This is a genomic window from Flavobacterium sp., assembly GCF_039595935.1.
In the GTDB taxonomy this organism is placed as follows: Bacteria; Bacteroidota; Bacteroidia; order Flavobacteriales; family Flavobacteriaceae; genus Flavobacterium.
Genome location: NZ_JBCNKR010000004.1, coordinates 909,901 through 931,959, shown reverse-complemented (window position 1 = coordinate 931,959; position 22,059 = coordinate 909,901). Strand labels below are relative to the sequence as shown.

Below are 22,059 nucleotides of genomic sequence, written 5' to 3'. Positions count from 1 at the left end.
AGCTCCAAAATGTTGGAGCTTTTTTTATCAAAAGAAATAAAACTAATAGACTACAACCGAAGTAACTTTGCCATTTGCACCATAATACTGCGTGCTGGCAATAAAGTTTTCGCAAGTGTAATCAACAGAAAATATCTTTGTTTTTCCAGAAAAACCATCATTGAATGATGCAAAACAAGAAACTGGTCTGTTTGTTACTTCTGCATCAAAACGAGATTCGTTGCGGCTAAAAGCCATCGTATCAAATTTGATTAAAATTATCGGGAAAAACTGAATACGGGTAACTTCACTGTTTTTGAAAGCTATTTCATAAGTACCGTTTTTGGTTTTGTATCTGCTTGCCGAATATTGTTGTACATTATAACCTTGACCAACATTCATTTTGAAGTTTTGAGCAATTGGAACTCCAAGATAGCTTTTTACAACTTCATCATTTTGCCCTATAAGAGAACGCAGTTTTATAATATTCGGATGCTCTGTATACCATTTCTTTGTTGCTTCTTTTCTTGCCTGAGCAAATTTAATTTCTTCTGCTTTAGAATATTTCTGATACCATATTTTGCAGGCATTTCCGCCATAATTGTTTTCATGAAAATAAAGAAGATCTGTATGATACAATAACGAACAGGCATTTTCGGTATCGCCCATTTCTATTCTTAATTTTGCTTCATCTATTTTTGTTTTTTTGAGAATGCCATACTCAACTTTATTGTTATAAAAATAATATTCAGCATATTCTTCTCGTTTTTTCAGAATATTCAGAAGTTCATTTTTATCAGTATTCGGATCAGCTTTTTTTTCCTTGTAAACCCTTGCTATGCTGTCGTAGCTAAAAGTATTTTTTTCCTGATAAGCAGTAGAGATTTTGTATAAATTAGATTTATTAAATTCTTTGTATTTCTCTTTTGAATTTTTGCCGATCTCATTAATTTTTTCTGTATAGGCGATCACTTCCTCTTTTTTATATCCATTGAGGTATGCATTTGAGAAATGTTCTAATGCATAATAAAAATAATAACCTTCAGACCAGTCTCTATTTTTTAGTTCTGTTTCTCCGCGGTTTAAGGATTCTATTGCACATTCATAATTAACTGCAGACTGAAGTTGAAAAGCTTCACTGTTGTTCTTGTCCAATAGTAAAGAATTACGAAGATTTATTAATGCATTTTTATACTTATAAGGATTTTTGGTAGTTTCTAAATAGCGTTTAGCAAGAAGTAAATAATAGTTAGAATCTTTTTCTTTATTTCTATACGATTGGATAGGTTCAACAGCATCGTATGTTCCTCTTAATCGTTCTTCAGTATCAACAATTTCGGATGTTTGTGCTTTTCCTTTTTGAATATTTAATGCTAATAAAAGTAGAATAAGGAGTATTTTACTTGTTTTCATAATGTAGAATAGATTGTTTTTGGTTTAATTAGGTGCGACTAAAATAATATTTATTCTACTTTATCTTGTTAAAATACCATTGCTTTTTGATGGTTATTATTAACCAATTTGCATTGATTTTAAGGTATAAAAAAAGCCCCAAAATTAATTTGGAGCTTTTTATTTATTTGAAATATTCTAAATTCTTAGTACAAAGCTGGGAATTTAGAAGGATTAACTTCATTCATCATGCTGTAAACTTTCTCGAAAATATCTTCGGCAGAAGGTTTAGAGAAATAATCACCATCAGTTCCGTATGCAGGTCTGTGGGCTTTTGCAGCAAGAGTCTGCGGTTTGCTGTCAAGATATTTGTAAGCATCCTGCTCTTCCAGAATCTGCTGTAAAATAAACGCAGAAGCTCCGCCCGGAACATCCTCATCAATTACTAACAAACGGTTTGTTTTAGCAATACTTTTTACAATGTCTTTATTCACATCGAAAGGAAGTAAAGACTGAATATCAATAACTTCACAGTCAATTCCTAAATCTAATAATTCATTAGCAGCCTGCTGAACCAGTCTTAAAGTCGATCCGTAAGAAACTAAAGTAATATCAGTTCCTTCTTTTAAAGTTTCAACAACACCAATTGGCGTTTTAAATTCACCAAAGTTTAAAGGCGTTTTTTCTTTTAAACGGTAACCGTTCAAGCATTCAATTACTAAGGCAGGTTCGTCGCATTCTAATAAGGTGTTATAGAATCCGGCAGCCTGCGTCATATCTCTCGGAACCAAAACGTGGATTCCGCGAATAGCATTTATAATCATTCCCATTGGAGAACCAGAGTGCCAGATACCTTCTAAACGGTGCCCGCGGGTTCTGATAATTAATGGTGCTTTTTGTTTTCCAACAGTTCTGTATTGTAAAGTAGCCAAATCATCACTCATGATTTGAATAGCATACAATAAGTAATCAAGATATTGAATTTCAGCAATAGGGCGTAAACCTCTCAATGCCATACCAATTCCCTGACCAATAATCGTAGCTTCACGAATTCCCACATCGGCAACACGAAGTTCTCCGTATTTTTCCTGCATACCTTCAAGACCTTGATTTACGTCTCCGATGTTTCCAACATCTTCTCCAAAAATCAAAGTTTCAGGATATTTGCTGAACAAAGCGTCGAAATTATCACGAAGAATCATTCTTCCGTCTAAATCCGGTTTTGCATCTTCTGCATATACAGGAAGTACTTTTTCTACTGAGAATACATTTTGAGGAGAATCTGAATGAAGGTTACTGCTGAATTTTTCCTGAGTAACTTCAATATAATTCGTAATCCAGTTTGATAAAAGAACTTTACTGTTTGGAACTTCTATAAAACGAAGAATTTTTCTTGCATAAACCAGAATTTCTTTCTTTAAAGGTGCTTTTATAGCACTTAATTCAGAAATATATTTTTTGATTCTTTCTTTATGATTAATGCTTGCTTCTGCAATTTTTTCCAGTAATTCTAAAAGATTTTTTTGATCCTCAATTATTGGATTTATAAAATCATTCCACGCATCTTTTTTAGCTTCAAGAACTTCTTTTTTCAATTCAAAATCAAGTTCTGCTAATTCTTCAGGAGAAGCAATATTAATCGCAATCATCCATAAACGCATTTGGCGGATACAGTCAAAATCTCTTTCCCAAGCCAGTCTTTCTGCACTTTTGTAACGTTCGTGTGAACCAGAAGTAGAATGACCTTGCGGTTGTGTTAATTCATTTACGTGAATTAAAACCGGAATATGTTCTTCGCGTGCAATAGCGCCCGCTCTTTCGTAAGTCGAAACTAACTCAGCATAATCCCAGCCTTTTACTCTAAAGATTTCATAACCTTTAGAATCTTCATCGCGTTGATATCCTTTTAAAATTTCAGAAATATTTTCTTTAGTCGTTTGGTGTTTAGCATGAACCGAAATTCCGTATTCATCATCCCAAACACTCATTACCATCGGAACTTGTAAAACTCCCGCAGCATTTATGGTTTCAAAAAACAAACCTTCAGAAGTACTTGCATTTCCAATAGTTCCCCATGCCACTTCGTCTCCGTTTACAGAAAATTTATCTTTAATGGTAATTCCGTTAACGTTTCTGTAAATTTTAGAAGCCTGAGCCAATCCCAATAATCTTGGCATTTGTCCCGCAGTAGGAGATATATCTGAACTCGAATTTTTTTGTTTAGTAAGATCTTTCCATGATCCGTCTTCGTTTAAACTGTGCGTTACAAAGTGTCCGCCCATTTGTCTTCCGGCAGACATTGGATCATAATCTAAGTCAGTATGGCCATACAATCCTGCAAAAAATTGTTTTGCATTCAATTCACCAATCGCCATCATAAAAGTCTGATCGCGATAGTAACCAGAACGGAAATCTCCATTTTTAAAAGCTTTCGCCATGGCAAGCTGTGGCACTTCTTTTCCGTCACCAAAAATTCCAAATTTAGCCTTTCCGGTTAATACTTCTTTACGACCTAATAAACTACATTCCCTGCTGGTTACAGCAATTCTGTAATCATTCAATACTTCCGTTCTGAAATCTTCAAAGGTTAAAGTTGTATTGCTTTTTTCTGTTATCATAATCTTGTAAGGGTCATGTTGATGCAGCGAAATTACTTAAAAACAATCAATAATCATAATTCTTTAAAATAAATATAATTTAATTATTTGTATTTAAAATCAAAAAACTACGTATTTTTTTTATTGTATTTTTATTGTTTTTGTCTTTTTTGTGATAATAATTTATGTTTTTGATTAAAATTTATTTAATTAAAACCATTTTCGGGTAAAAAGAGTAACTAATGCTTTTGGTGCTAAAGTGATAACAAATCGTATCTTTTCACTGTATTTTGGTTGAGAAATTTCCCACCCGTTGTTAGAATATATAGGAAAATACAGTTCAAAATAGTCAGGAACCAGATTTAATCGTACTCCACTGTCATAACCAAAATAAATACTTTGATGTTTATTTTTCAAAAAACCAACGTCTCCATACACTTCAACCCAATCCCACAAGGCATAACTTCCATTTAAAGTTGTCATCCATTGATTTGCAAAAGAAGGATCCAGTTTTGACTTAAAACCGCCTTCGGAATTTACAAACTGCTGGCTGAAAAGACCCGTAGTTTCAGATCGTCCCAAAATATTATAATCAAATAAATAATCAGTTGGCTTGTCTAAACCAAAACTAAAATAATCTGAATTTGTTGTATTGTATATAAAACTTCCGGCAAATAATCTCAGATTTAATTTACGATTGTTTTCAAATAATCGGCGGTATTCGACTTCGGCAGAAGCCTTTCCAAAACCGCCAGAAAACTGAAGATCAGTCATAAAATTAAAATGGTTAACCAGTTCAGTTTTTGTGTTTACATAACGCGCATCAAAAACAGAATAATTTGGTTTTGAATTGTCGGTAATAAAAGTACTCGCTTCACGATTTACAATTACTTGTCGAAACAAAATAAGCTGTTTTCTATTATCCCTAAAATTTTCTTCACGAATTCTAAGCTGAACCATCGGATTCAATCTCAAATAAGTAGCATCCGGTGCATAATGAAAATAGTTTTGACTTATTGAATATCGAACATTGTATAATGTGCTGTTTCTGTAAAACTGGTTCAAAGAAAAAGCTGATGAACCAGAAATTGTTCCCGCTTTTATAGAATACGCCGGATTTATATCAAAGGTAAAAGGTTTGTCTAATATGGTTTTATTATGAAAACGAATTCCCGGAGTTATTCCGTCATAATAATTATACGTAAGCGTTGGAATGTATAATATTTGATTGTAATACGGATCTTCTAAATCTTTAGCAAAATTAAACTTTATCGGACGGTTTGTAATAACAAGGCTTTTCAAAGATTTCCAGTTGTTTCTCTGATTAAACTCAGGAACCTCATTGTCGTAGTTTATAACTAATTTATCAGCATTTTTTCGGTCAAAATGATAAACAGAATCTGGATTTTTTGGTTCAATCCATTCCTTAAAAACGACTTCATTTTTCTTAATTCCGTAAACAGGAATCGGAGCATAAATGTTAGTTTTATTTTTAATAGAAAACTGAACGCTGTCTGCGGTTCTCGAAACATGTGTAAATTTATAATCAATAATTTCCCTTGAATCGATTATGGTTTTAAAGAACCAATCAATATTTTTTGGACTGTTTTCAGTTAGAATCTTTTCAAAATCATAACGGTTAGTCTGCTGTGATTTGTTTAAATTATAAAATTGCTTTACACTTTCAGGAACAATATTATGATTCAAATAATCATCTAAATAACTTAAACTTAAACCCGCGCGATATTTACTGGCAATTTGCTCGTTAAACTTTATCAAAGTATTTTTTGGATCGCCCAGGGGCTGGTCCAGATTTTTACGAGCCATTAACATATAATAATAGCTGTATTGTTCGTTGAAAGTCAGGTTGGTAATATTATAACTTTTAAAGAGTTTCATTTTCGAAAGTCTTCCCAGCATTTTTTCATCCAGATGGTTTTCTTCCATGTATTTCATCATGGCATAAATCTGAATTCCATCGTAAACCCAGTTGTCTTTTCGAGGATCAAGGCGAAGAGTATTCTTTAGATAATTGTTTAGATAGGTTTTAAAAAAAGTAACCTCAAACATAAATTCATCAGAAAACGGACTGATAAAAGATGGAAGCTGATTGAGGCCGTAAAACGGATTTCGCTCATAATCAGCCTGCGAAACCGTAATTTTTTTATGCGGATATGAACCTATAAAATTATTAGCAAACATCGCAACACGATCGATTATGATTGCTTTTTGAACTTCAGAAATTTTCTTGTTTTTTAAATCAGATAAAACTTCAACGATTCCGTTATCATAACTTTTAAAGTTTTTTTGCTTTTCTATGATAAGATTAAAATCGATTCGGTTATTTCCTGAAAAGAAATAAGAGCTGTAATCTGAGTTTGAAATATCTTTTGAAACTGAATCTAAATCAGTTGAAATAGCATAATTATTTGGAATTTTTATCTCAACTTCAAAATCAGACGTAGCATTTGCAATATCATCCAGATTAAAATTGTTGTATTTTTCAAAACGATGATTTTCAAAACGAGCAGGAGTTAAAAACCAGTTTTTTAAAATCATTCCGTTTTCATTAAAGCCGTAATGTGTGAATTTATCACTCGGAATTTTTGAAATATAAGAAATGTGCAGATCAATTTTTTCGCCCGGACGAAGTTTTTGATTCAGCCTCACAACAATAAAATCAGGATTTTTATCCGTTCTTTCCCATTCAAGTGCCATAAAGTTTGAATCGGCCAGACTTAAAATAGTTGTATTTCCTCTTTCTGCAGCTTTAGCCAAATGAAAACCACGATAAAATTCATCCGAAAAACGTCTTGCTAAAGGGGTGTTTTTGTCAGAAAAAGCATTGTTCCAATCATTCAAAACGATCGAAACCAAAGTATCGTTTGAAGTATTGTAATACGTAATATCCTGTTTTACGTTTAGCGTTTTAAGTTCAAGATTAACCGCCACTTCCATCTTAGACTGATGTTGTGCGTACTGTTTTACTGAACTTAATAAAACAAAAGTTAGGATTATAATTTTATATAATGATTTCAAGAATGGGCTTAAATGTTATGAATGTATCTTATAATTACGTATATAAAGTTGTTTCGGTTTAATGTAAAAATAACATAAAAAAAGCTGTTTTTTAAAACAGCTTTTAATTTTTATATTACTAAAGATGTAAATTTAACCTTATAAGTAAAATAAGTGTAGATTTTTTTAAGAATACTTAATCTTGCAGAATTTATTTAACTTACTGTGATTTAAAACTTTATTTTAGAAATTCGGACTTAAATCGTATTTCTTGTAGAATTTATCCAGATCATCAACAACTTCGTCTTCAGTATCTACGATTTTAAATAAATTCAAGTCTTCCGGACTTACCGTTTTCATTTTTTCAACTAAAACTGTTTTCACCCAGTCAATTAACCCAGACCAAAATTCAACACCAACCAAAATAATCGGGAATTTTCCAATTTTTTTAGTCTGAATCAGAGTAATCGCTTCAAACATCTCATCAAGAGTTCCAAAACCTCCAGGCATAACCACAAAACCTTGTGAATATTTTACGAACATAACTTTTCTCACAAAGAAATAATCGAAATTCAGGTTTTTATCGTGATCGATATAAGGGTTAAAGTGCTGTTCAAAAGGCAGTTCGATATTCAAACCAACCGAAGTTCCGCCGCCTAAATGCGCCCCTTTATTTCCGGCTTCCATAATTCCCGGGCCTCCTCCCGTAATTACGCCATAGCCGGCTTTACTAATTTTAAAAGCAATTTTTTCTGCCAGTAAATAATATTTGTCATCTGGTTTTGTTCTCGCCGATCCAAAAATAGATACACACGGACCAATACGTCCCATACTTTCATATCCGTTTACAAATTCGGACATGATTTTAAAAATCGCCCAGCTGTCATTTGTTCTAATTTCATTCCAGGTTTTTTGTTTTAAACTGTCCTGGATTACTTTATCCTCATCATTATCAAAATCTTCTAATCTCATTTTAGGTATTTTAATTATTTATATTTTATTAAGCTGTCATTTTAATAATAGTGATGCGAAGGAGCTTAATCCTGCTGTTCACTATATCTTTTGTGCCGAACCCCGGCACAAAAGGATGCCGCTCCCATCAGGGCTAGGGCAGTTGGTTTCAATTAAACAATTGATTTATTCGAAGAAATTTTTATTAATACGTTTGCTCTTCAATTGATTTGGTAATGTTACTTTTAACTTTTCCGGTATGTTCTGTAGTTTTAGATTCTATCAACATTATCAAACATTCTTCTTCCGATGAAACTCGGTGATTTACGCCTTTTTTTACAACAAACAAATCTCCTTTTTTCATTGTAAAAGATGGTTCATTTTCAATTTCCATTAAAAGTTCACCGTCGACAATGTAAAATAATTCATCTTCATTTTCATGATTATGCCACGGAACTTCCTGGCCTTTTATTTTAGCCACTTTAATATATTGATCGTTTACGGTATCAATTATTTTAGGCGAAAAATATTGGTCTACATTATTGAATTTGTCTTTTAGATTCATCGATTATATCTTAATCTTTTTGTCAAAATGAAAAAGCGTTGACAAAAAGGGCGTACTAAATTAGTGCTTTTTTTAAGAATTGTTATAAAAATGTAGATTTATTAATTGAAATGTAACATTTCTTTCTTAATTATTTTGCTTGAAGATTAATAATCAATAGATTAAAATTCGTCGTTAAAATATAAAGTGAATCAATGGCTTTTATAAATCAATTGTTGGACAAAAGTTCCGTAGGAACGAAATATCGGTAGCAACGGATTTTAATCCGTTGAGAATATGAATGCGCGTAACAATAGAGTTCCGAAGGAACGGAACATATTGTAGGGATGGATTTTAATCCATCATATTTATCATCATTAAATGGAGATATATTTTTATTCCAATTCCTTTTTCAAAAACTTAGCTGTATAACTCTTTTTATTCTGAGCTACTTCTTCCGGAGTTCCTTTTGCGACTAATTGTCCGCCGCCTTTTCCACCTTCAGGACCAATATCGATAATGTAATCGGCAAGTTTAATAACATCCATATTATGTTCGATAACCAGAATTGTATTTCCTTTATCAACCAGTTTATTAATAACGTCCATCAAAACGCGAATGTCCTCAAAATGTAATCCGGTTGTAGGTTCATCCAAAATATAAAACGTATTTCCAGTATCTTTTTTAGATAATTCTCCAGCCAGTTTGATACGCTGTGCTTCACCACCAGAAAGTGTGGTACTTTGTTGACCTAGTGTGATATAACCTAAACCAACATCCTGAATTGTTTTTACTTTTCTGTAAATCTTCGGAATATTTTCAAAGAAAGGAACAGCTTCGTCAACTGTCATATCCAAAACATCCGAAATTGATTTTCCTTTATAACGAATTTCCAAAGTTTCTCTATTGAAACGTTTTCCCTGACAAGTTTCACATTCTACATAAACATCTGGTAAAAAGTTCATTTCGATTGTTCTTACACCAGAACCTTCGCAGGTTTCGCAACGACCGCCTTTTACGTTAAAACTGAAACGCCCTGCTTTATAACCACGAATCATACTTTCAGAAGTCATAGTAAACAAGTTTCTTATTTCGCTGAAAACCTCCGTGTAAGTTGCCGGATTTGAACGCGGCGTTCTTCCAATTGGGCTTTGATCAATATCGATAACTTTGTCGATATGTTCTAAACCTTCAATTTTTTTGTATGGTTGTGGTTTCTTTACTCCGTTAAAATAATGAGCATTTAGGATAGGGTAGAGCGTCTCATTGATTAAGGTAGATTTTCCACTTCCGGAAACCCCTGTAACGCAAATTAACTGTCCTAAAGGCATTTCGATTGAAACATTTTTCAGGTTGTTTCCGGTTGCTCCGGTAAGTTTTAGAAATTTCCCGTTTCCTTTACGACGTTTCTTCGGAATTTCTAATTTCATTTTACCGTTCAGATATTGAGCAGTGATAGTATCAGATGCCAAAGTTTCTTTTGGGGTTCCGATACTTATTATTTCTCCTCCGTATTTTCCAGCTTTTGGTCCAATGTCAATCACATAATCAGCAGTTTCGATCATGTCTTTGTCGTGTTCTACGACAATAACCGAGTTTCCGATATCACGTAATTGTTCCAGAGAATGAATCAGTTTTTCATTGTCTCTTTGATGTAAACCAATACTTGGCTCATCCAGAATATACAAAACGCCAACTAATTGCGAACCAATCTGTGTTGCTAGTCGAATACGCTGCGCTTCACCGCCCGAAAGTGATTTTGAACTTCGGCTTAAAGCCAGATAATTCAAACCAACATTCATCAGGAAATTCAAACGATCTTTGATTTCTTTTACTACTTCTGATGCAATTAACAACTGTTTGTCTGTTAAATGATTATTTAAATCATGAAACCAAGCCGTTAAATCTGAAATATCCATATCACACAATTCGGTGATATTTTTTTCATTTACTCTAAAAAATAAAGCTTCTTTTTTAAGACGTGAACCTTCGCAAACCGGACAGTTGATTTCGTCCATAAAATCTTTTGCCCAGCGTTTTATACTGGTTGTGGCGCTTTCGTCATATTGATTTTTGATGAAGTTTGAAATTCCTTCAAAATCAATTTTATATTCTCTTGTTACACCAAGATCTTTTGAATTTATGGCAAATTTGTCTTTTCCACCATACAAAATCATTTGCATGGCTTCTTCTGGAATTTTCTCTATAGGGTCGGTAATTTTAAATCCGAATTTTTCTCCAATGGTTTCTAACTGTTTGAAAATCCATGAAGATTTATATTCGCCCAAAGGTGCAAGTCCACCACTTTTGATTGATAGTTTTGGGTTCGGAATAATCTTTTTTACATTGATTTCATGTACAGTTCCCAATCCGTTACAATGCGGGCAGGCCCCTTTTGGAGAGTTAAAAGAAAATAAATTTGGTTCTGGATTTTGATAGGAAATTCCGGTTGAAGGACACATTAAATTTCGGCTGAAATAACGAACTTCATTAGAATCCTGATCTAAAATCATTAATACATTTTCACCATGATGCATGGCTGTATTAATACTTTCTGATAATCGTTTTTGAGTGTCAGGATTATCTTCAATAACCATTCTATCAACCACAATTTCGATATCGTGTGTTTTATAACGATCAAGTTTCATTCCTGAAACCAAATCCTGAACTTCGCCGTTTACACGAACTTTAAGAAATCCTTGTTTGGTGATTTGCTGGAATAATTCGGCATAATGTCCTTTTCTGGCTTTAATAACCGGTGCCAGAATGTTGATTCGTTTTCCTTTATAATCTTGAATAATCAAATCTTTAATTTGTTCATCAGAATACGAAACCATTTTTTCACCAGTGTTATAACTATATGCGTCAGCACCACGAGCGTAAAGAAGTCTCAGGAAATCGTAAATTTCGGTAATTGTTCCTACTGTTGAGCGCGGACTTTTACTGGTTGTTTTTTGTTCAATTGCAATAACCGGCGAAAGCCCGTCAATTTTATCAACATCAGGACGTTCTAACCCGCCAAGGAACTGTCTGGCATAAGCAGAAAAAGTTTCGACATAACGACGCTGACCTTCGGCATAAATGGTATCGAAAGCCAAAGATGATTTTCCCGATCCTGAAAGACCAGTTATAACAACCAGTTTTTCACGCGGAATTGAAATATCGATATTTTTTAGATTATGAACTCTTGCGCCAAGAACTTCAATAGTATTGTCTTTATCTAGCATAAATTTTGAGCAAAACGCAAAGTTACCACTTTGATTTGTTCTTTTTGTACTCAAATGCAAAAGTTTATGTTACAATTAATAACAAATTAACGCTAGTTTATAACTAGCGTTTTCTTTTTCTGGTGGCCATATATTCTTCAATAGCTTCTTTGGTTGTATACCAGTTTCGGCCTTCTTTGTAAGCGTCTATTTTTCCTGTTCGGGCCAGTAAACTAACATATTCCTGTCCATAAGGAGTTTCCGGCTCGCTCACAATATCAGATATTGGCTGATAATCATAAGTGCTTCCGGGCATTGCATTTAGATAAATATTAAGCGTGCGTTCTAAAGCCTGACACATCAAAAGTGTTAGTTTTTGATAATTGCCATTATTTGCCTGATTTAGTGCTTCGTAATATTTCTTTCTGTCATTTTTTAGAATGATGGCAGGAGGAAAACCACAACGCATTAATAATAGATTCATACTCAAACGCACTGTTCTTCCATTTCCATCAAAAAAAGGATGAATCCACACTAATTTATGATGGAAAATTGTAGCGAGCTCTATATCGTTTAGATTTAATGGGTTTGTATTAACAAACTCAATTAATTCATCAAGCAGATCAGAAACTTTATTTGCGTTTGGAGGCATAAAATTGGCTCCTGAAATACGAACACCGCCATTTCTGATTCGTCCTGCAAAATATTCTTCAATAGAACGTAAGACTAAACTATGAAGTGAGAGTATGTCAATGCTTCTAAGTACATAATTATCATTAACAATAGAGTATAAATAATCAATGGCTTTATCGTGATTGTGAGTCTCAAAATGTTCCCTAAGTGATTTTCCTTTAATGGTAATTCCTTCCTGAATAACCATTTGGGTTTCACGTAAAGTCATTGTATTTCCTTCAATACTATTCGAATTATAGGTCCATTCCAGCGATAAGCTTTCCCGAATTTTATTCAAAGCAATATTAGGCAATGGCCTGCTGTTTTGCAGTTCCTGCCTTTTTTGATACAATCGGTCAAAAGTTGACTGAAATTCGGGTCTGTATGTTAAGTCTATATTCCACATTTGACCACAAAGGTATATCTTAATATCGGATACGACAAATTTTTAACTTATCCGATATTAAAACTATTCAATCGTCATAGAACGCAGTTTCATTCTGTAAGCTTCTAATGCAATAGATTTTGAAATGATCCCGAAGTATTTATCATTTCGTAAAACGGGAAGAAAAGCCGATTTAGATCTTTCAAATTTAGTCATTACAATTTCCATGCTGTCGTTTGTTGATATAGTGGCAGCCGGAATTTTCATTACATCTTTAATCAGAGTGTATTTTACACGATATGCATTAAAAATAATTTCCCGAATATCATTAAAATGAACAATACCTACAAGGTCTTTTTCATTGTTTACAACTGGGAAAACAACTTGATTAGAATGTGAAATAAGATCAACTAATTTGCTTAAATGTTCATCAGGATGTACGGTTAAGTAATCGCATTGTATTATGGTATCGATATCTAAAGTTGATAAGATATTAGAGTCTTTATTACTCGTAAAAGCATGACCTTTTTTGGCTAGATTTTTTACATCAAGTGAATATTTTTCAAATCGTTTTGAAATTGCAAAACTAATTGACGAAACGATCATAAGCGGAATCATTAATCCGTAGCCTCCTGTAATTTCTGCGATAAGGAAGATTGCGGTTAGCGGGGCATGAAATAATCCGCTTAGAATTCCGGCCATTCCTACCATTGTAAAATTGCTGATCGGCAGCTTTGATAAACCAGTTAAACTAATGAATTTTGAAAAAAAGTATCCTAAATACGAGCCTAGAAACAGAGAAGGAGCAAAATTTCCTCCGTTTCCTCCACTTCCAAGTGTAAGTCCCGAAGCAAAAACTTTGACCATCATTGTACAGCCTACAAAAAGCAGCAAGACCCAATTATTGTTTCTGAAATCAGCAAATAAAGTATTATCTAATAATTGTCCGGGATCGCTTTCTGATAATATTTTAATACTTTCATAACCTTCACCAAAAAGTGTTGGAAAAATGAAAATTAACAATGCCAAAAGAGAAGAACCAATTAAGGCTTTTTTATAGGGGCCAATTTTTAATTCTGAGAAATAATGTTCAACTCTTTGAAAATTTCGGGCATAATATACCGCAATAAATCCCGTAAGCAGCCCTAAAATGACATAAAACGGAATATTGTGATAATCGAATGTTTCTTGTTTTTTAAAAGACAGAAGAATGCTCTCGTCTAATACAATTGCCGAAACCAAAGCTCCGGTTGCTGCAGAAATCATAATAGGCGTAAATGCCGAAATACTAACATCAACCAATAAAACTTCTATGGCAAAAAGAACTCCCGCAATCGGGGCATTAAAAGCTGCAGCAATTCCTGCCGCAACACCACAGCCAATTAATAAAGTTCTGTCTTTGTATGCGAGTTTATAATTTTGAGCATAGTTAGAGCCAAAAGCAGCACCGGTAATAACGATAGGGCTTTCTAAACCTGCCGATCCTCCTAAACCAACCGTTAAGGAACTCGTAACAATCTGGGCGTACATTTGCTTTTTCGGAATTATACTTGCTTTTTTGGCAACGGCATATAAAATTTGAGAAGTTCCTTTTTGTATAGAACCATTTAATACTTTGTTGACCACAAAAACAGTCAGTACAATACCAATAATTGGCAAGATACTATTAATGAAACTAAGTTTTAAAATTCCGTTTAGATAAGTTGCAAAAGAAAATACGCTATGCGCAAAAGTTTTTAAAATAATTACTGCAAATGCACAGGAAATACCCACCAAAACACTTGATAAAAAAATAAATTGCTTTGGTGTAAGTATAGATTGTCCCAAAGCGATAATGCTTTCTAATCTGCGAAAAAGTTTTCTTATCATTAGTTTTAAAAAATATTACGGAGAATGCAAATTTAGCTCTAAACATTCAATTTTGTCAAATTTTTCTATTGAAAAATTTTCATTTTAAAATCCGGCAGCTTTGTCATCGCCTCTAAAATCAGCTCCTCCTTCAAGAGTATTATCTGGTAAAACTAAAATAGCATCTACTTTACCAATTACGGGTGTTGTTTTTTCGTTAATTAAATATCCTTTGGTTTTTAAACTTTCAATAGTGCTGTAATTGAAAGTATTAGGTTCGAATGTAATTAAATCCGGAAGCCATTGATGATGAAAACGAGGTGCATTTACTGCGGCCTGCATACTCAAATTATATTCATAAACATTCAGGATTGTCTGTAATACAGAGGTAATAATGGTCGATCCGCCCGGAGAACCTACAACCATATATAATTTTCCATTTCTTTCAACAATAGTCGGAGTCATAGAACTCAGCATTCTTTTTTGCGGTGCAATACTATTCGCTTCATTTCCAACTAAACCAAACATATTTGGCGATCCCGGTTTTGCACTAAAATCATCCATTTCGTTGTTTAAGAAAAAGCCTAATTCATCACAATAGTATTTTGAACCAAAACCGTCATTTATTGTTGTGGTGGCAGAAACGGCATTTCCAAATTGATCTACAATAGAATAATGTGTTGTTTCGGTGCTTTCGTTATAGGTAATATTTCCTTCTTTAATTTCTGATGATAAAGTGGCTTTTTCAGAATCAAAATTGGACATTCTTTCTTTTAAATAAGTATCTGATAAAAGCCCTTTTACTGGAATTTTTACAAAATCCGGATCGCCTAAAAACTGGCTTCTGTCTGCATAAGCTCTCCTTTCTGCTTCTACAATTACCTGAATTGACTGTTCAGAATTATGTCCCATTTTTGATAAATAAAAGGGAGAAATCATTTTTAAAATTTGAGCAAGACAGATACCGCCGCTGCTTGGCGGCGCCATCGATGTAATTTTTAAATCTTTGTATTCAAACTGCAGCGGATTTCTCCATTTTGCCTCGTAAGATGCTAAATCTTTAAGTGTTATAATTCCGCCTTTTTTCTTAAGATAATCAACCAAAACCTGAGCTGTTTTTCCTTTGTAAAATTCGTCTCTTCCGTTTTTCAAAATTCGTTTCAAAGTACTGGCAAGAGCAGGATATTTTATTGTGTCGCCTTCTTTAAACCTTCCGGCCATTAAAGTATTGGGACCATTTGCTTTAACAATTGATTCGTGATAATTTTCAAGCTGTTTTTGTTGCTTTAGAGTTACAACTACGCCTTTTTCAGCTAAAGCGATAACGGGTTTTAAAATCTCTGATATTGGCAGTGAACCAAATTTTTTATGAACGGCAAAAACTCCAGCAATTGTTCCCGGAACACCAATGGCCAAAGGAGATTCTGTGCTTTTTCCGGGAATTACATTTCCGTCTTTGTCAAGAAACATATTTTTTGAGGCTGCAAGCGGTGCTTTTTCGCGGTAATCTAAACTTCCTACTTCGCCGTTTGCTTTTCTGTAAACCATAAATCCGCCGCCGCCAAGATTTCCTGCATACGGGTATGCGACAGCCAGAGCCAGTTCGGTTGCGGCCATGGCATCAAATGCATTACCGCCTTTTTTCATTATTTCGACACCAATTTTTGATGCTTCTACACGAGCCGAAATGACCATTGCTTTTGAAGCGGTTAAACCAGTTGGTGCAGCTGTATTTTGTGCAAAATTATAAAAGGATATAAAATAAAATAAAAGTGAAATTTTTTTCATAACAAGAACATATTTTATAAAATGGTTAGGTTTATAAGGAAAGTAATTTTTGTTTGGCCTGATACTGAATATCCTCGAAAAAAAGAGTAAATTCCTGTTCAAATTCATTATAAAATTCTTTTAATTCTTCGCTGGCAAATTGCATTTTTGAAATATTTTTCGACCTCCTGTCCATCTGAGTCAAGATTTGATGGATTCCCTCTACAGTTCTGTAACTTAAGAGCCAGTTTCTTTCAATCATATATGGCATTAAGCCCTGGGTTTTTTCGGTTAAAATAGCATAGTTTGTATGTAAGGAATTGTAAAATCGGGTAATAAAATCTTCTAGTTTTTCATCTGAATAATTGGTCCAGTTTTTGGCCAAAAAATGATCGTAAACTATATCTATAATTACACCCGAATAGTGATGGTATTTATCATGCAGACGTCTCGTACTTTGCCTGAAAACATCATGAGAATCGGTATAAGTATCGATAAATCTATGCAAAAGAATTCCTTTCTGAACATCTTCTGGAAAATGTTCAAACTGTTTTCCGCGAATACCGTCGGCCATAAAATTGCCAATTTTAATTAAGTCGTTATCGCCGGAAAGGTATATGTGAGCCAGGAAATTCATTTTTTGTCAAGATCCTAAGGTTCTTAGATACTAAGAAGCTAAGTTATTTTAGTAAATGTATAAAAACTTTTTTAAATCGTTTTTGTTGTATTGTTTGACTATAAACTTTCGTTATTAATTATTTGTTATTATAATCTTAGCAACTTAGAACCTTAGTAACTTTTTTTAAATCTTAGTGTCTTAGTATCTCAGAACCTTAGTAACTTTTCTATATTTGTAATAAAATAACCATAACTCACAAAGATGACTTTAATAAAATCGATTTCGGGTATACGAGGAACTATCGGTGGAAAAGTGGGAGATAACCTGACTCCTGTTGATGCTGTAAAATTTGCATCGGCATACGGAACTTTTCTAAAAAACAATACTTCAAAAGAAAAATTGACAGTGGTAATTGGCCGTGATGCGAGAATTTCGGGACCAATGATTCATAACCTTGTGGTAAATACTTTAATTGGTTTAGGAATTGATGTTATTGATCTTGGACTTTCGACTACGCCAACGGTTGAAGTTGCTGTTCCGCTTGAAAAAGCTGATGGTGGGATTATCTTAACAGCCTCTCATAATCCGAAACAATGGAATGCTCTTAAATTATTAAACGAAAAAGGTGAATTTTTGAGCGGTGCCGATGGTGCTAAAATTCTGGAAATTGCCGAAGCTGAGGCTTTTGATTTTTCTGATGTTGATAGTTTAGGTGAAATTACGCCTAATGATGCTTATATGGATATTCATATTGATGAAGTTCTAGATTTGGCTTTGGTTGATGCTGAGGCTGTAAAACAAGCTAAATTTAAAGTAGTTGTTGATGGTGTAAATTCATCAGGAGGAATTATTATTCCTAAGCTTCTTAAACAAATGGGAGTTGAAGTGATAGAATTATACTGCGAACCAAACGGACATTTTCCTCACAATCCAGAACCATTAAAAGAACATTTAACGGATATTTCTGAATTGGTTGTAAAAGAAAAAGCTGATTTTGGAATCGTTGTTGATCCAGATGTTGATCGTCTGGCTTTTATCAGCGAAGATGGAGAAATGTTTGGAGAAGAATATACATTAGTAGCTGTTGCTGATTATGTTTTAAGTAAAACTCCGGGAAATACGGTTTCTAACATGTCATCTTCACGTGCATTGCGTGATGTAACAAATGCACATAACGGAAACTATGAAGCAAGCGCAGTAGGCGAGGTGAATGTGGTTGAATTGATGAAGAAAAATAACGCTGTAATTGGTGGTGAAGGAAACGGCGGAATTATCTATCCTGAATTGCATTACGGGCGTGATAGTTTGGTTGGAGTTGCTTTGTTCCTGACACATTTGGCAAACAAAAAAACGTCAGTTTCGGCATTGAGAGCTTCGTATCCGGAATATTATATGAGCAAAAACAAAATTGAATTAACACCGCAAATTGATGTTGACGCGATTTTGACTCAAATGACTGAGAAATATAAAAATGAAGATATTACGACAATTGACGGTGTGAAAATTGATTTTGCTACAGAATGGGTTCATTTAAGAAAATCAAATACAGAACCCATTATTCGTATTTACACTGAAGCGCCTTCTCAGGACGCTGCTGATAAATTAGCACTTCGTATTATTGATGAAATTAAAGTTATTGCTGGGATATAATTTTTTGCAATTCTTACTATAGAAAAAGCCTTTCTTATCTGAAAGGCTTTTTCTATTTAGTTAAACTTTAGTTTTTAATTATTTTCATTGATTTCTTAACGGCTCCATAAGAAACATTTACGATATAAATTCCGCTTGATAATTTATCACCAATTTTAATATCTTCATTTGTAAAATGATCATTTGATGAAAAACAAACTTTTCCGTTTGCATCAATAATTTTTAAAGACAAAGGCTCAGTTGTAAATGATTTTATATGAAGTGTCGACTGTACTTTTACCGGATTTGGATAAATGGTAAACGAATCATTTTCTGCTGTAGGATCGTTTACACCTAAATTTGCTGCAGCTACATCAATATAATTAAAGTTCATATCATCTGATTTGAATTTAATTTTCAGATAAACTTCTCCTTTTGGTAAATTAACACCAGTAACCAATTTATCTGCATACGTCTGCCAGTCTCCAGTTGGCTGAAAAGTTTCATCGGTTTTTACAACGACATTGTTTACCAAAATATCAAATTTACCCGGAATTGTAGGCGAAGCCACTCTAAAAGTTAAATTGTATGTTCCGGCATCGGTAACATTCAGCATAAATTCATTCCAGTCGCCTTTTTCAATAAAACAAACATTTTGTCCAGTACCAGAATCTGTAGTGTTTTGTAATCCCGTTCCTTTTCTTCTATAATGTTTGTTTGCAGTAATTCTTCCCGGAACGGTCATTTTTTTTGTTGTATAACTTTCGTTTACATAAGCGGTTCCAATTGGTTTTAAAACACCACTTGTCGGGCTTAATAATTGTCCTTCAAGCATATCTGTCCAGTTTGACGGAACCCGGCCTGTAAACCATGAATATCTGTAAATATCAGGATCGTTTTCAAAACTGCTGACGATTTGTTTCATAAAAGCAATTTTATCTGCTTCTGATTGAATTACGCGGTTTGCAAACTCAGTTACCCAAACCGGGCGGTTGTAGTTCTTTAAAAGTCCTGTTACACCTATTACAGCACCAGCAGTAGCATCATAAGTATGAAAAGCAATATAGTCTACCTTACAATTTGGACATAAAAGAAAAAATTGATCATGCCATGCAGTAGGACTGCTGTAACCTCCATAATTATCAGGTCCGTTATAAGCAGGAGAAGCACTCACAATTTCCAGATTTTTTGCGGCAGCTACTTTTTCTACATTTACCCAGGCATTTACAGCTTCTTGCGGAGTTAAACGTGCGCCGTCATTAAAATTAGGTTCGTTAAAAGCCAAAAGATATTTAGCTCCCGGTTTAATTTTGTCTATAAAAGCCTGTAAATCGTTATCGCTTAATTTTCCCCAAATCATTGGAACATATTCAACTCCAAGATTTGCGTAATTTGCATTAACGTCATTTTCAGGAAGAGATCCCCAATTGTACCACCAGGAAATTCCGGGTTTTAGTGCCAGCAAATCGGCAGTAGAATTATTTCCATAAGCAATCCCACGTTTTGGACTTTGCGAAAATGCCGAAATCGAAACCGTTACTATGGAAAATGTAAAAAGTAACTTTTTAATCATAGTTAAAATTTTGATGAGGTTTTTTATTTGATTTAGTTAACTTCAAATTTATGTTGTTTATATAATTTTTCTACAAAAAAAAACAGTACAAAAACCCATCAAAATCTATTTGAAAGCCTTTAAAAGCTTTGCTCTCATGATTTCATAATTACCATAAAAAGAAAATCCAAAAAGCCTCAATTACTTTTTGGATTTTCTTTTGTATATTATTCTTTCACGCGATGTTTCCATCTTTTATGTGTCCAAAGATAAAATTCCGGAGCTTCAAGAATTTGTTTTTCTACTTCGTTCAGGTATTTTTCTGTGATGTCAAAGTTTTTATATTCATTCGGATTGTCGGCAATAGTTAAAAATGTAGCTTCATAATACCCTCTGGCCACTTTTTTTACTTTTACCATTATTACGCTCAAATCATATTTTTTTGCCAGCATTTCGGCTCCCGTATGCACAGGAACTTCAATTCCCATAAATTTCATCGAATGAAAAATTCTGTCCAGTTTTGGCGACTGATCGCTTGCTAAACCATACATACTCAGTTTTCCGTCACGCTGGTTTTGCGCCATAGTTGGAATCGCTTTTCTGGTTTCGATCATTTCGGTATTGTATTTTGAGCGTATTTTTCGAACCAGTTTATCAAAATAAGGATTAGCCAGTTTTTTATAAACTGCGATTCCCTGAAAACCAAGTTTTGGATTAATTGTTAAAAGCCATTCATAACTTGCATAATGCGATGCCACAAGAATGACGCTTTTTCCTTTTTTAGCATAATCCAGAACAAGATCAATATTGGTTACCTGAAATCTTTTTTCCATTTCTTCCGGGGTAATGCTCATGGTTTTGATCATTTCCAGAAACATATCACACATGTGTTTATAGAATTTTTTCTCAATATTCTTTCTTTCGGCATCACTTAAATGCGGAAAAGTAAGCAGCAGGTTTTCGCGAACTACTTTTTTGCGGTATCCAATAATTCTATAAACTAAGATGTATATAAAATCAGAGAACAAATAAAATAAACGAAATGGGAGTATAGAGATTAGCCAAAGTAAAGGATAGGCTAAGATATAAACAATAAATTGCATCTAAATTTTTTCTGCAAATATAACGAAAAATGAATAGGGTTGATATTTTGGATATTCTTCAACTTATATTTGATAATGTTTATCTTTACATTTCACATTAAATAATATTTATGAATGCCATTTTAATTGGAATTATCGTTGCCAATGTATTAATCAGCTATAAAGGTTTTAATGATCTTTATTTTTTTAGAAAATATGAATTTCACATAGGAAGTATAAGAGCAGGGGAACAAATTAGAATGCTTTCGTCTGGATTTTTGCATGTCGATTTTATGCATTTGGCTTTTAATATGATTACGCTTTGGTTTTTTGCTCCGGTTGTTATTAATAATTTAGGAAATTTTTCATTTGCTCTGGTTTATTTTGGAAGTTTGATTTTTGGAAGTCTGCTTACAATGTTATTTCATAAAAATGATTACAGTTATCGTGCAGTTGGAGCTTCTGGTGCTGTAACCGGAGTTTTGTATTCGGCAATTTTATTTCAGCCAGATATGACGTTGGGAATTTTTGGTATTATACCTATACCGGCTTATCTTTTTGGAATTTTATATTTATTGTATTCAATTTACGGAATGAAAGCTAAAAATGATAATATTGGTCATACAGCGCATTTTGGCGGCGCAATTGGCGGATACTTAATTACTTTGATAAAAGAACCTTCTTTAATTACCGATCATACGTTTATTGTTATTTTACTTTTAGTGCCAATTTTAATTCTTTTTGGAATGGCGAAATTGGGAAAATTATAATGCTGGCATAACTTTTGAAATGCCTTTATCAAATAACTTAAAATATCA

General features: G+C 33.5%; 14 protein-coding genes. 2 read left to right on the top strand and 12 right to left on the bottom strand.

Translation table 11 applies throughout. From position 1 onward, the window contains the following. Nucleotides 1–42: 42 nt before the first annotated feature. The 10 genes from ABDW27_RS04075 to ABDW27_RS04030 all read right to left on the bottom strand — a co-directional run bounded on the left by ABDW27_RS04075 (nucleotide 43) and on the right by ABDW27_RS04030 (nucleotide 16,996). On the bottom strand, nucleotides 43–1,392 hold the full coding sequence (locus ABDW27_RS04075) for a hypothetical protein (RefSeq protein ID WP_343694691.1): 1,350 nt from the start codon (nucleotides 1,390–1,392) through the stop codon (nucleotides 43–45). 185 nt (nucleotides 1,393–1,577) lie between these two features. After that, on the bottom strand, nucleotides 1,578–3,989 hold the full coding sequence (locus tag ABDW27_RS04070) for a thiamine pyrophosphate-dependent enzyme (RefSeq protein ID WP_343694690.1): 2,412 nt from the start codon (nucleotides 3,987–3,989) through the stop codon (nucleotides 1,578–1,580). 189 nt (nucleotides 3,990–4,178) lie between these two features. Continuing rightward, nucleotides 4,179–6,926, bottom strand: coding sequence for an aminopeptidase (locus ABDW27_RS04065; protein ID WP_343695272.1), 2,748 nt, complete (start codon nucleotides 6,924–6,926; stop codon nucleotides 4,179–4,181). Nucleotides 6,927–7,229: 303 nt separating this feature from the next. Next, nucleotides 7,230–7,958, bottom strand: coding sequence for a TIGR00730 family Rossman fold protein (locus ABDW27_RS04060; RefSeq protein ID WP_343694689.1), 729 nt, complete (start codon nucleotides 7,956–7,958; stop codon nucleotides 7,230–7,232). A gap of 184 nt (nucleotides 7,959–8,142) precedes the next feature. Then, nucleotides 8,143–8,502: a cupin domain-containing protein gene (locus tag ABDW27_RS04055; protein ID WP_073417913.1), complete on the bottom strand. Its 360-nt coding sequence runs from the start codon at nucleotides 8,500–8,502 to the stop codon at nucleotides 8,143–8,145. Nucleotides 8,503–8,876: 374 nt separating this feature from the next. Further along, nucleotides 8,877–11,708 (bottom strand): excinuclease ABC subunit UvrA, encoded by a 2,832-nt coding sequence (gene uvrA / locus ABDW27_RS04050; RefSeq protein ID WP_343694688.1) that lies wholly within the window; start codon nucleotides 11,706–11,708, stop codon nucleotides 8,877–8,879. Between the two features lie 103 nt (nucleotides 11,709–11,811). Next, a complete protein-coding gene (locus tag ABDW27_RS04045) occupies nucleotides 11,812–12,765 on the bottom strand; it encodes a Fic family protein (RefSeq protein ID WP_343694687.1) in 954 nt (317 codons plus the stop codon). A gap of 63 nt (nucleotides 12,766–12,828) precedes the next feature. Beyond that, nucleotides 12,829–14,613 (bottom strand): chloride channel protein, encoded by a 1,785-nt coding sequence (locus ABDW27_RS04040; protein WP_343694686.1) that lies wholly within the window; start codon nucleotides 14,611–14,613, stop codon nucleotides 12,829–12,831. An 84-nt stretch (nucleotides 14,614–14,697) separates the two neighbouring features. Then, nucleotides 14,698–16,380, bottom strand: a complete 1,683-nt coding sequence (gene ggt / locus ABDW27_RS04035) for a gamma-glutamyltransferase (RefSeq protein ID WP_343694685.1) — start codon at nucleotides 16,378–16,380, stop codon at nucleotides 14,698–14,700. A gap of 31 nt (nucleotides 16,381–16,411) precedes the next feature. Beyond that, entirely contained in the window at nucleotides 16,412–16,996 is a 585-nt protein-coding gene (locus ABDW27_RS04030) for an acyl carrier protein phosphodiesterase (RefSeq protein ID WP_343694684.1), read from the bottom strand. Between the two features lie 243 nt (nucleotides 16,997–17,239). On the opposite strand from ABDW27_RS04030, the gene glmM reads away from it, so the two are divergent. Then, complete coding sequence (gene glmM / locus ABDW27_RS04025) at nucleotides 17,240–18,628, top strand: phosphoglucosamine mutase (RefSeq protein ID WP_343694683.1); 1,389 nt, start codon at nucleotides 17,240–17,242, stop codon at nucleotides 18,626–18,628. A 67-nt stretch (nucleotides 18,629–18,695) separates the two neighbouring features. Here glmM and ABDW27_RS04020 read toward each other — a convergent pair whose 3' ends face one another. Together ABDW27_RS04020 and ABDW27_RS04015 are read right to left on the bottom strand one after the other, a co-directional pair. Further along, on the bottom strand, nucleotides 18,696–20,180 hold the full coding sequence (locus ABDW27_RS04020) for a glycosyl hydrolase (protein ID WP_343694682.1): 1,485 nt from the start codon (nucleotides 20,178–20,180) through the stop codon (nucleotides 18,696–18,698). 206 nt (nucleotides 20,181–20,386) lie between these two features. Beyond that, nucleotides 20,387–21,262 (bottom strand): lysophospholipid acyltransferase family protein, encoded by an 876-nt coding sequence (locus ABDW27_RS04015; protein ID WP_343694681.1) that lies wholly within the window; start codon nucleotides 21,260–21,262, stop codon nucleotides 20,387–20,389. 110 nt (nucleotides 21,263–21,372) lie between these two features. On the opposite strand from ABDW27_RS04015, the gene ABDW27_RS04010 reads away from it, so the two are divergent. Then, on the top strand, nucleotides 21,373–22,011 hold the full coding sequence (locus tag ABDW27_RS04010; RefSeq protein ID WP_343694680.1) for a rhomboid family intramembrane serine protease: 639 nt from the start codon (nucleotides 21,373–21,375) through the stop codon (nucleotides 22,009–22,011). The last annotated feature ends 48 nt before the right edge of the window (nucleotides 22,012–22,059 follow it).

Coding starts and splice junctions, on each gene's coding strand:
- ABDW27_RS04075 (WP_343694691.1), bottom strand. CDS start 1,392: ATGAAAACAAGTAAAATACTCCTTATTCTACTTTTATTAGCATTAAAT.
- ABDW27_RS04070 (WP_343694690.1), bottom strand. CDS start 3,989: ATGATAACAGAAAAAAGCAATACAACTTTAACCTTTGAAGATTTCAGA.
- ABDW27_RS04065 (WP_343695272.1), bottom strand. CDS start 6,926: ATGGAAGTGGCGGTTAATCTTGAACTTAAAACGCTAAACGTAAAACAG.
- ABDW27_RS04060 (WP_343694689.1), bottom strand. CDS start 7,958: ATGAGATTAGAAGATTTTGATAATGATGAGGATAAAGTAATCCAGGAC.
- ABDW27_RS04055 (WP_073417913.1), bottom strand. CDS start 8,502: ATGAATCTAAAAGACAAATTCAATAATGTAGACCAATATTTTTCGCCT.
- uvrA (WP_343694688.1), bottom strand. CDS start 11,708: ATGCTAGATAAAGACAATACTATTGAAGTTCTTGGCGCAAGAGTTCAT.
- ABDW27_RS04045 (WP_343694687.1), bottom strand. CDS start 12,765: ATGTGGAATATAGACTTAACATACAGACCCGAATTTCAGTCAACTTTT.
- ABDW27_RS04040 (WP_343694686.1), bottom strand. CDS start 14,613: ATGATAAGAAAACTTTTTCGCAGATTAGAAAGCATTATCGCTTTGGGA.
- ggt (WP_343694685.1), bottom strand. CDS start 16,380: ATGAAAAAAATTTCACTTTTATTTTATTTTATATCCTTTTATAATTTT.
- ABDW27_RS04030 (WP_343694684.1), bottom strand. CDS start 16,996: ATGAATTTCCTGGCTCACATATACCTTTCCGGCGATAACGACTTAATT.
- glmM (WP_343694683.1), top strand. CDS start 17,240: ATGACTTTAATAAAATCGATTTCGGGTATACGAGGAACTATCGGTGGA.
- ABDW27_RS04020 (WP_343694682.1), bottom strand. CDS start 20,180: ATGATTAAAAAGTTACTTTTTACATTTTCCATAGTAACGGTTTCGATT.
- ABDW27_RS04015 (WP_343694681.1), bottom strand. CDS start 21,262: ATGCAATTTATTGTTTATATCTTAGCCTATCCTTTACTTTGGCTAATC.
- ABDW27_RS04010 (WP_343694680.1), top strand. CDS start 21,373: ATGAATGCCATTTTAATTGGAATTATCGTTGCCAATGTATTAATCAGC.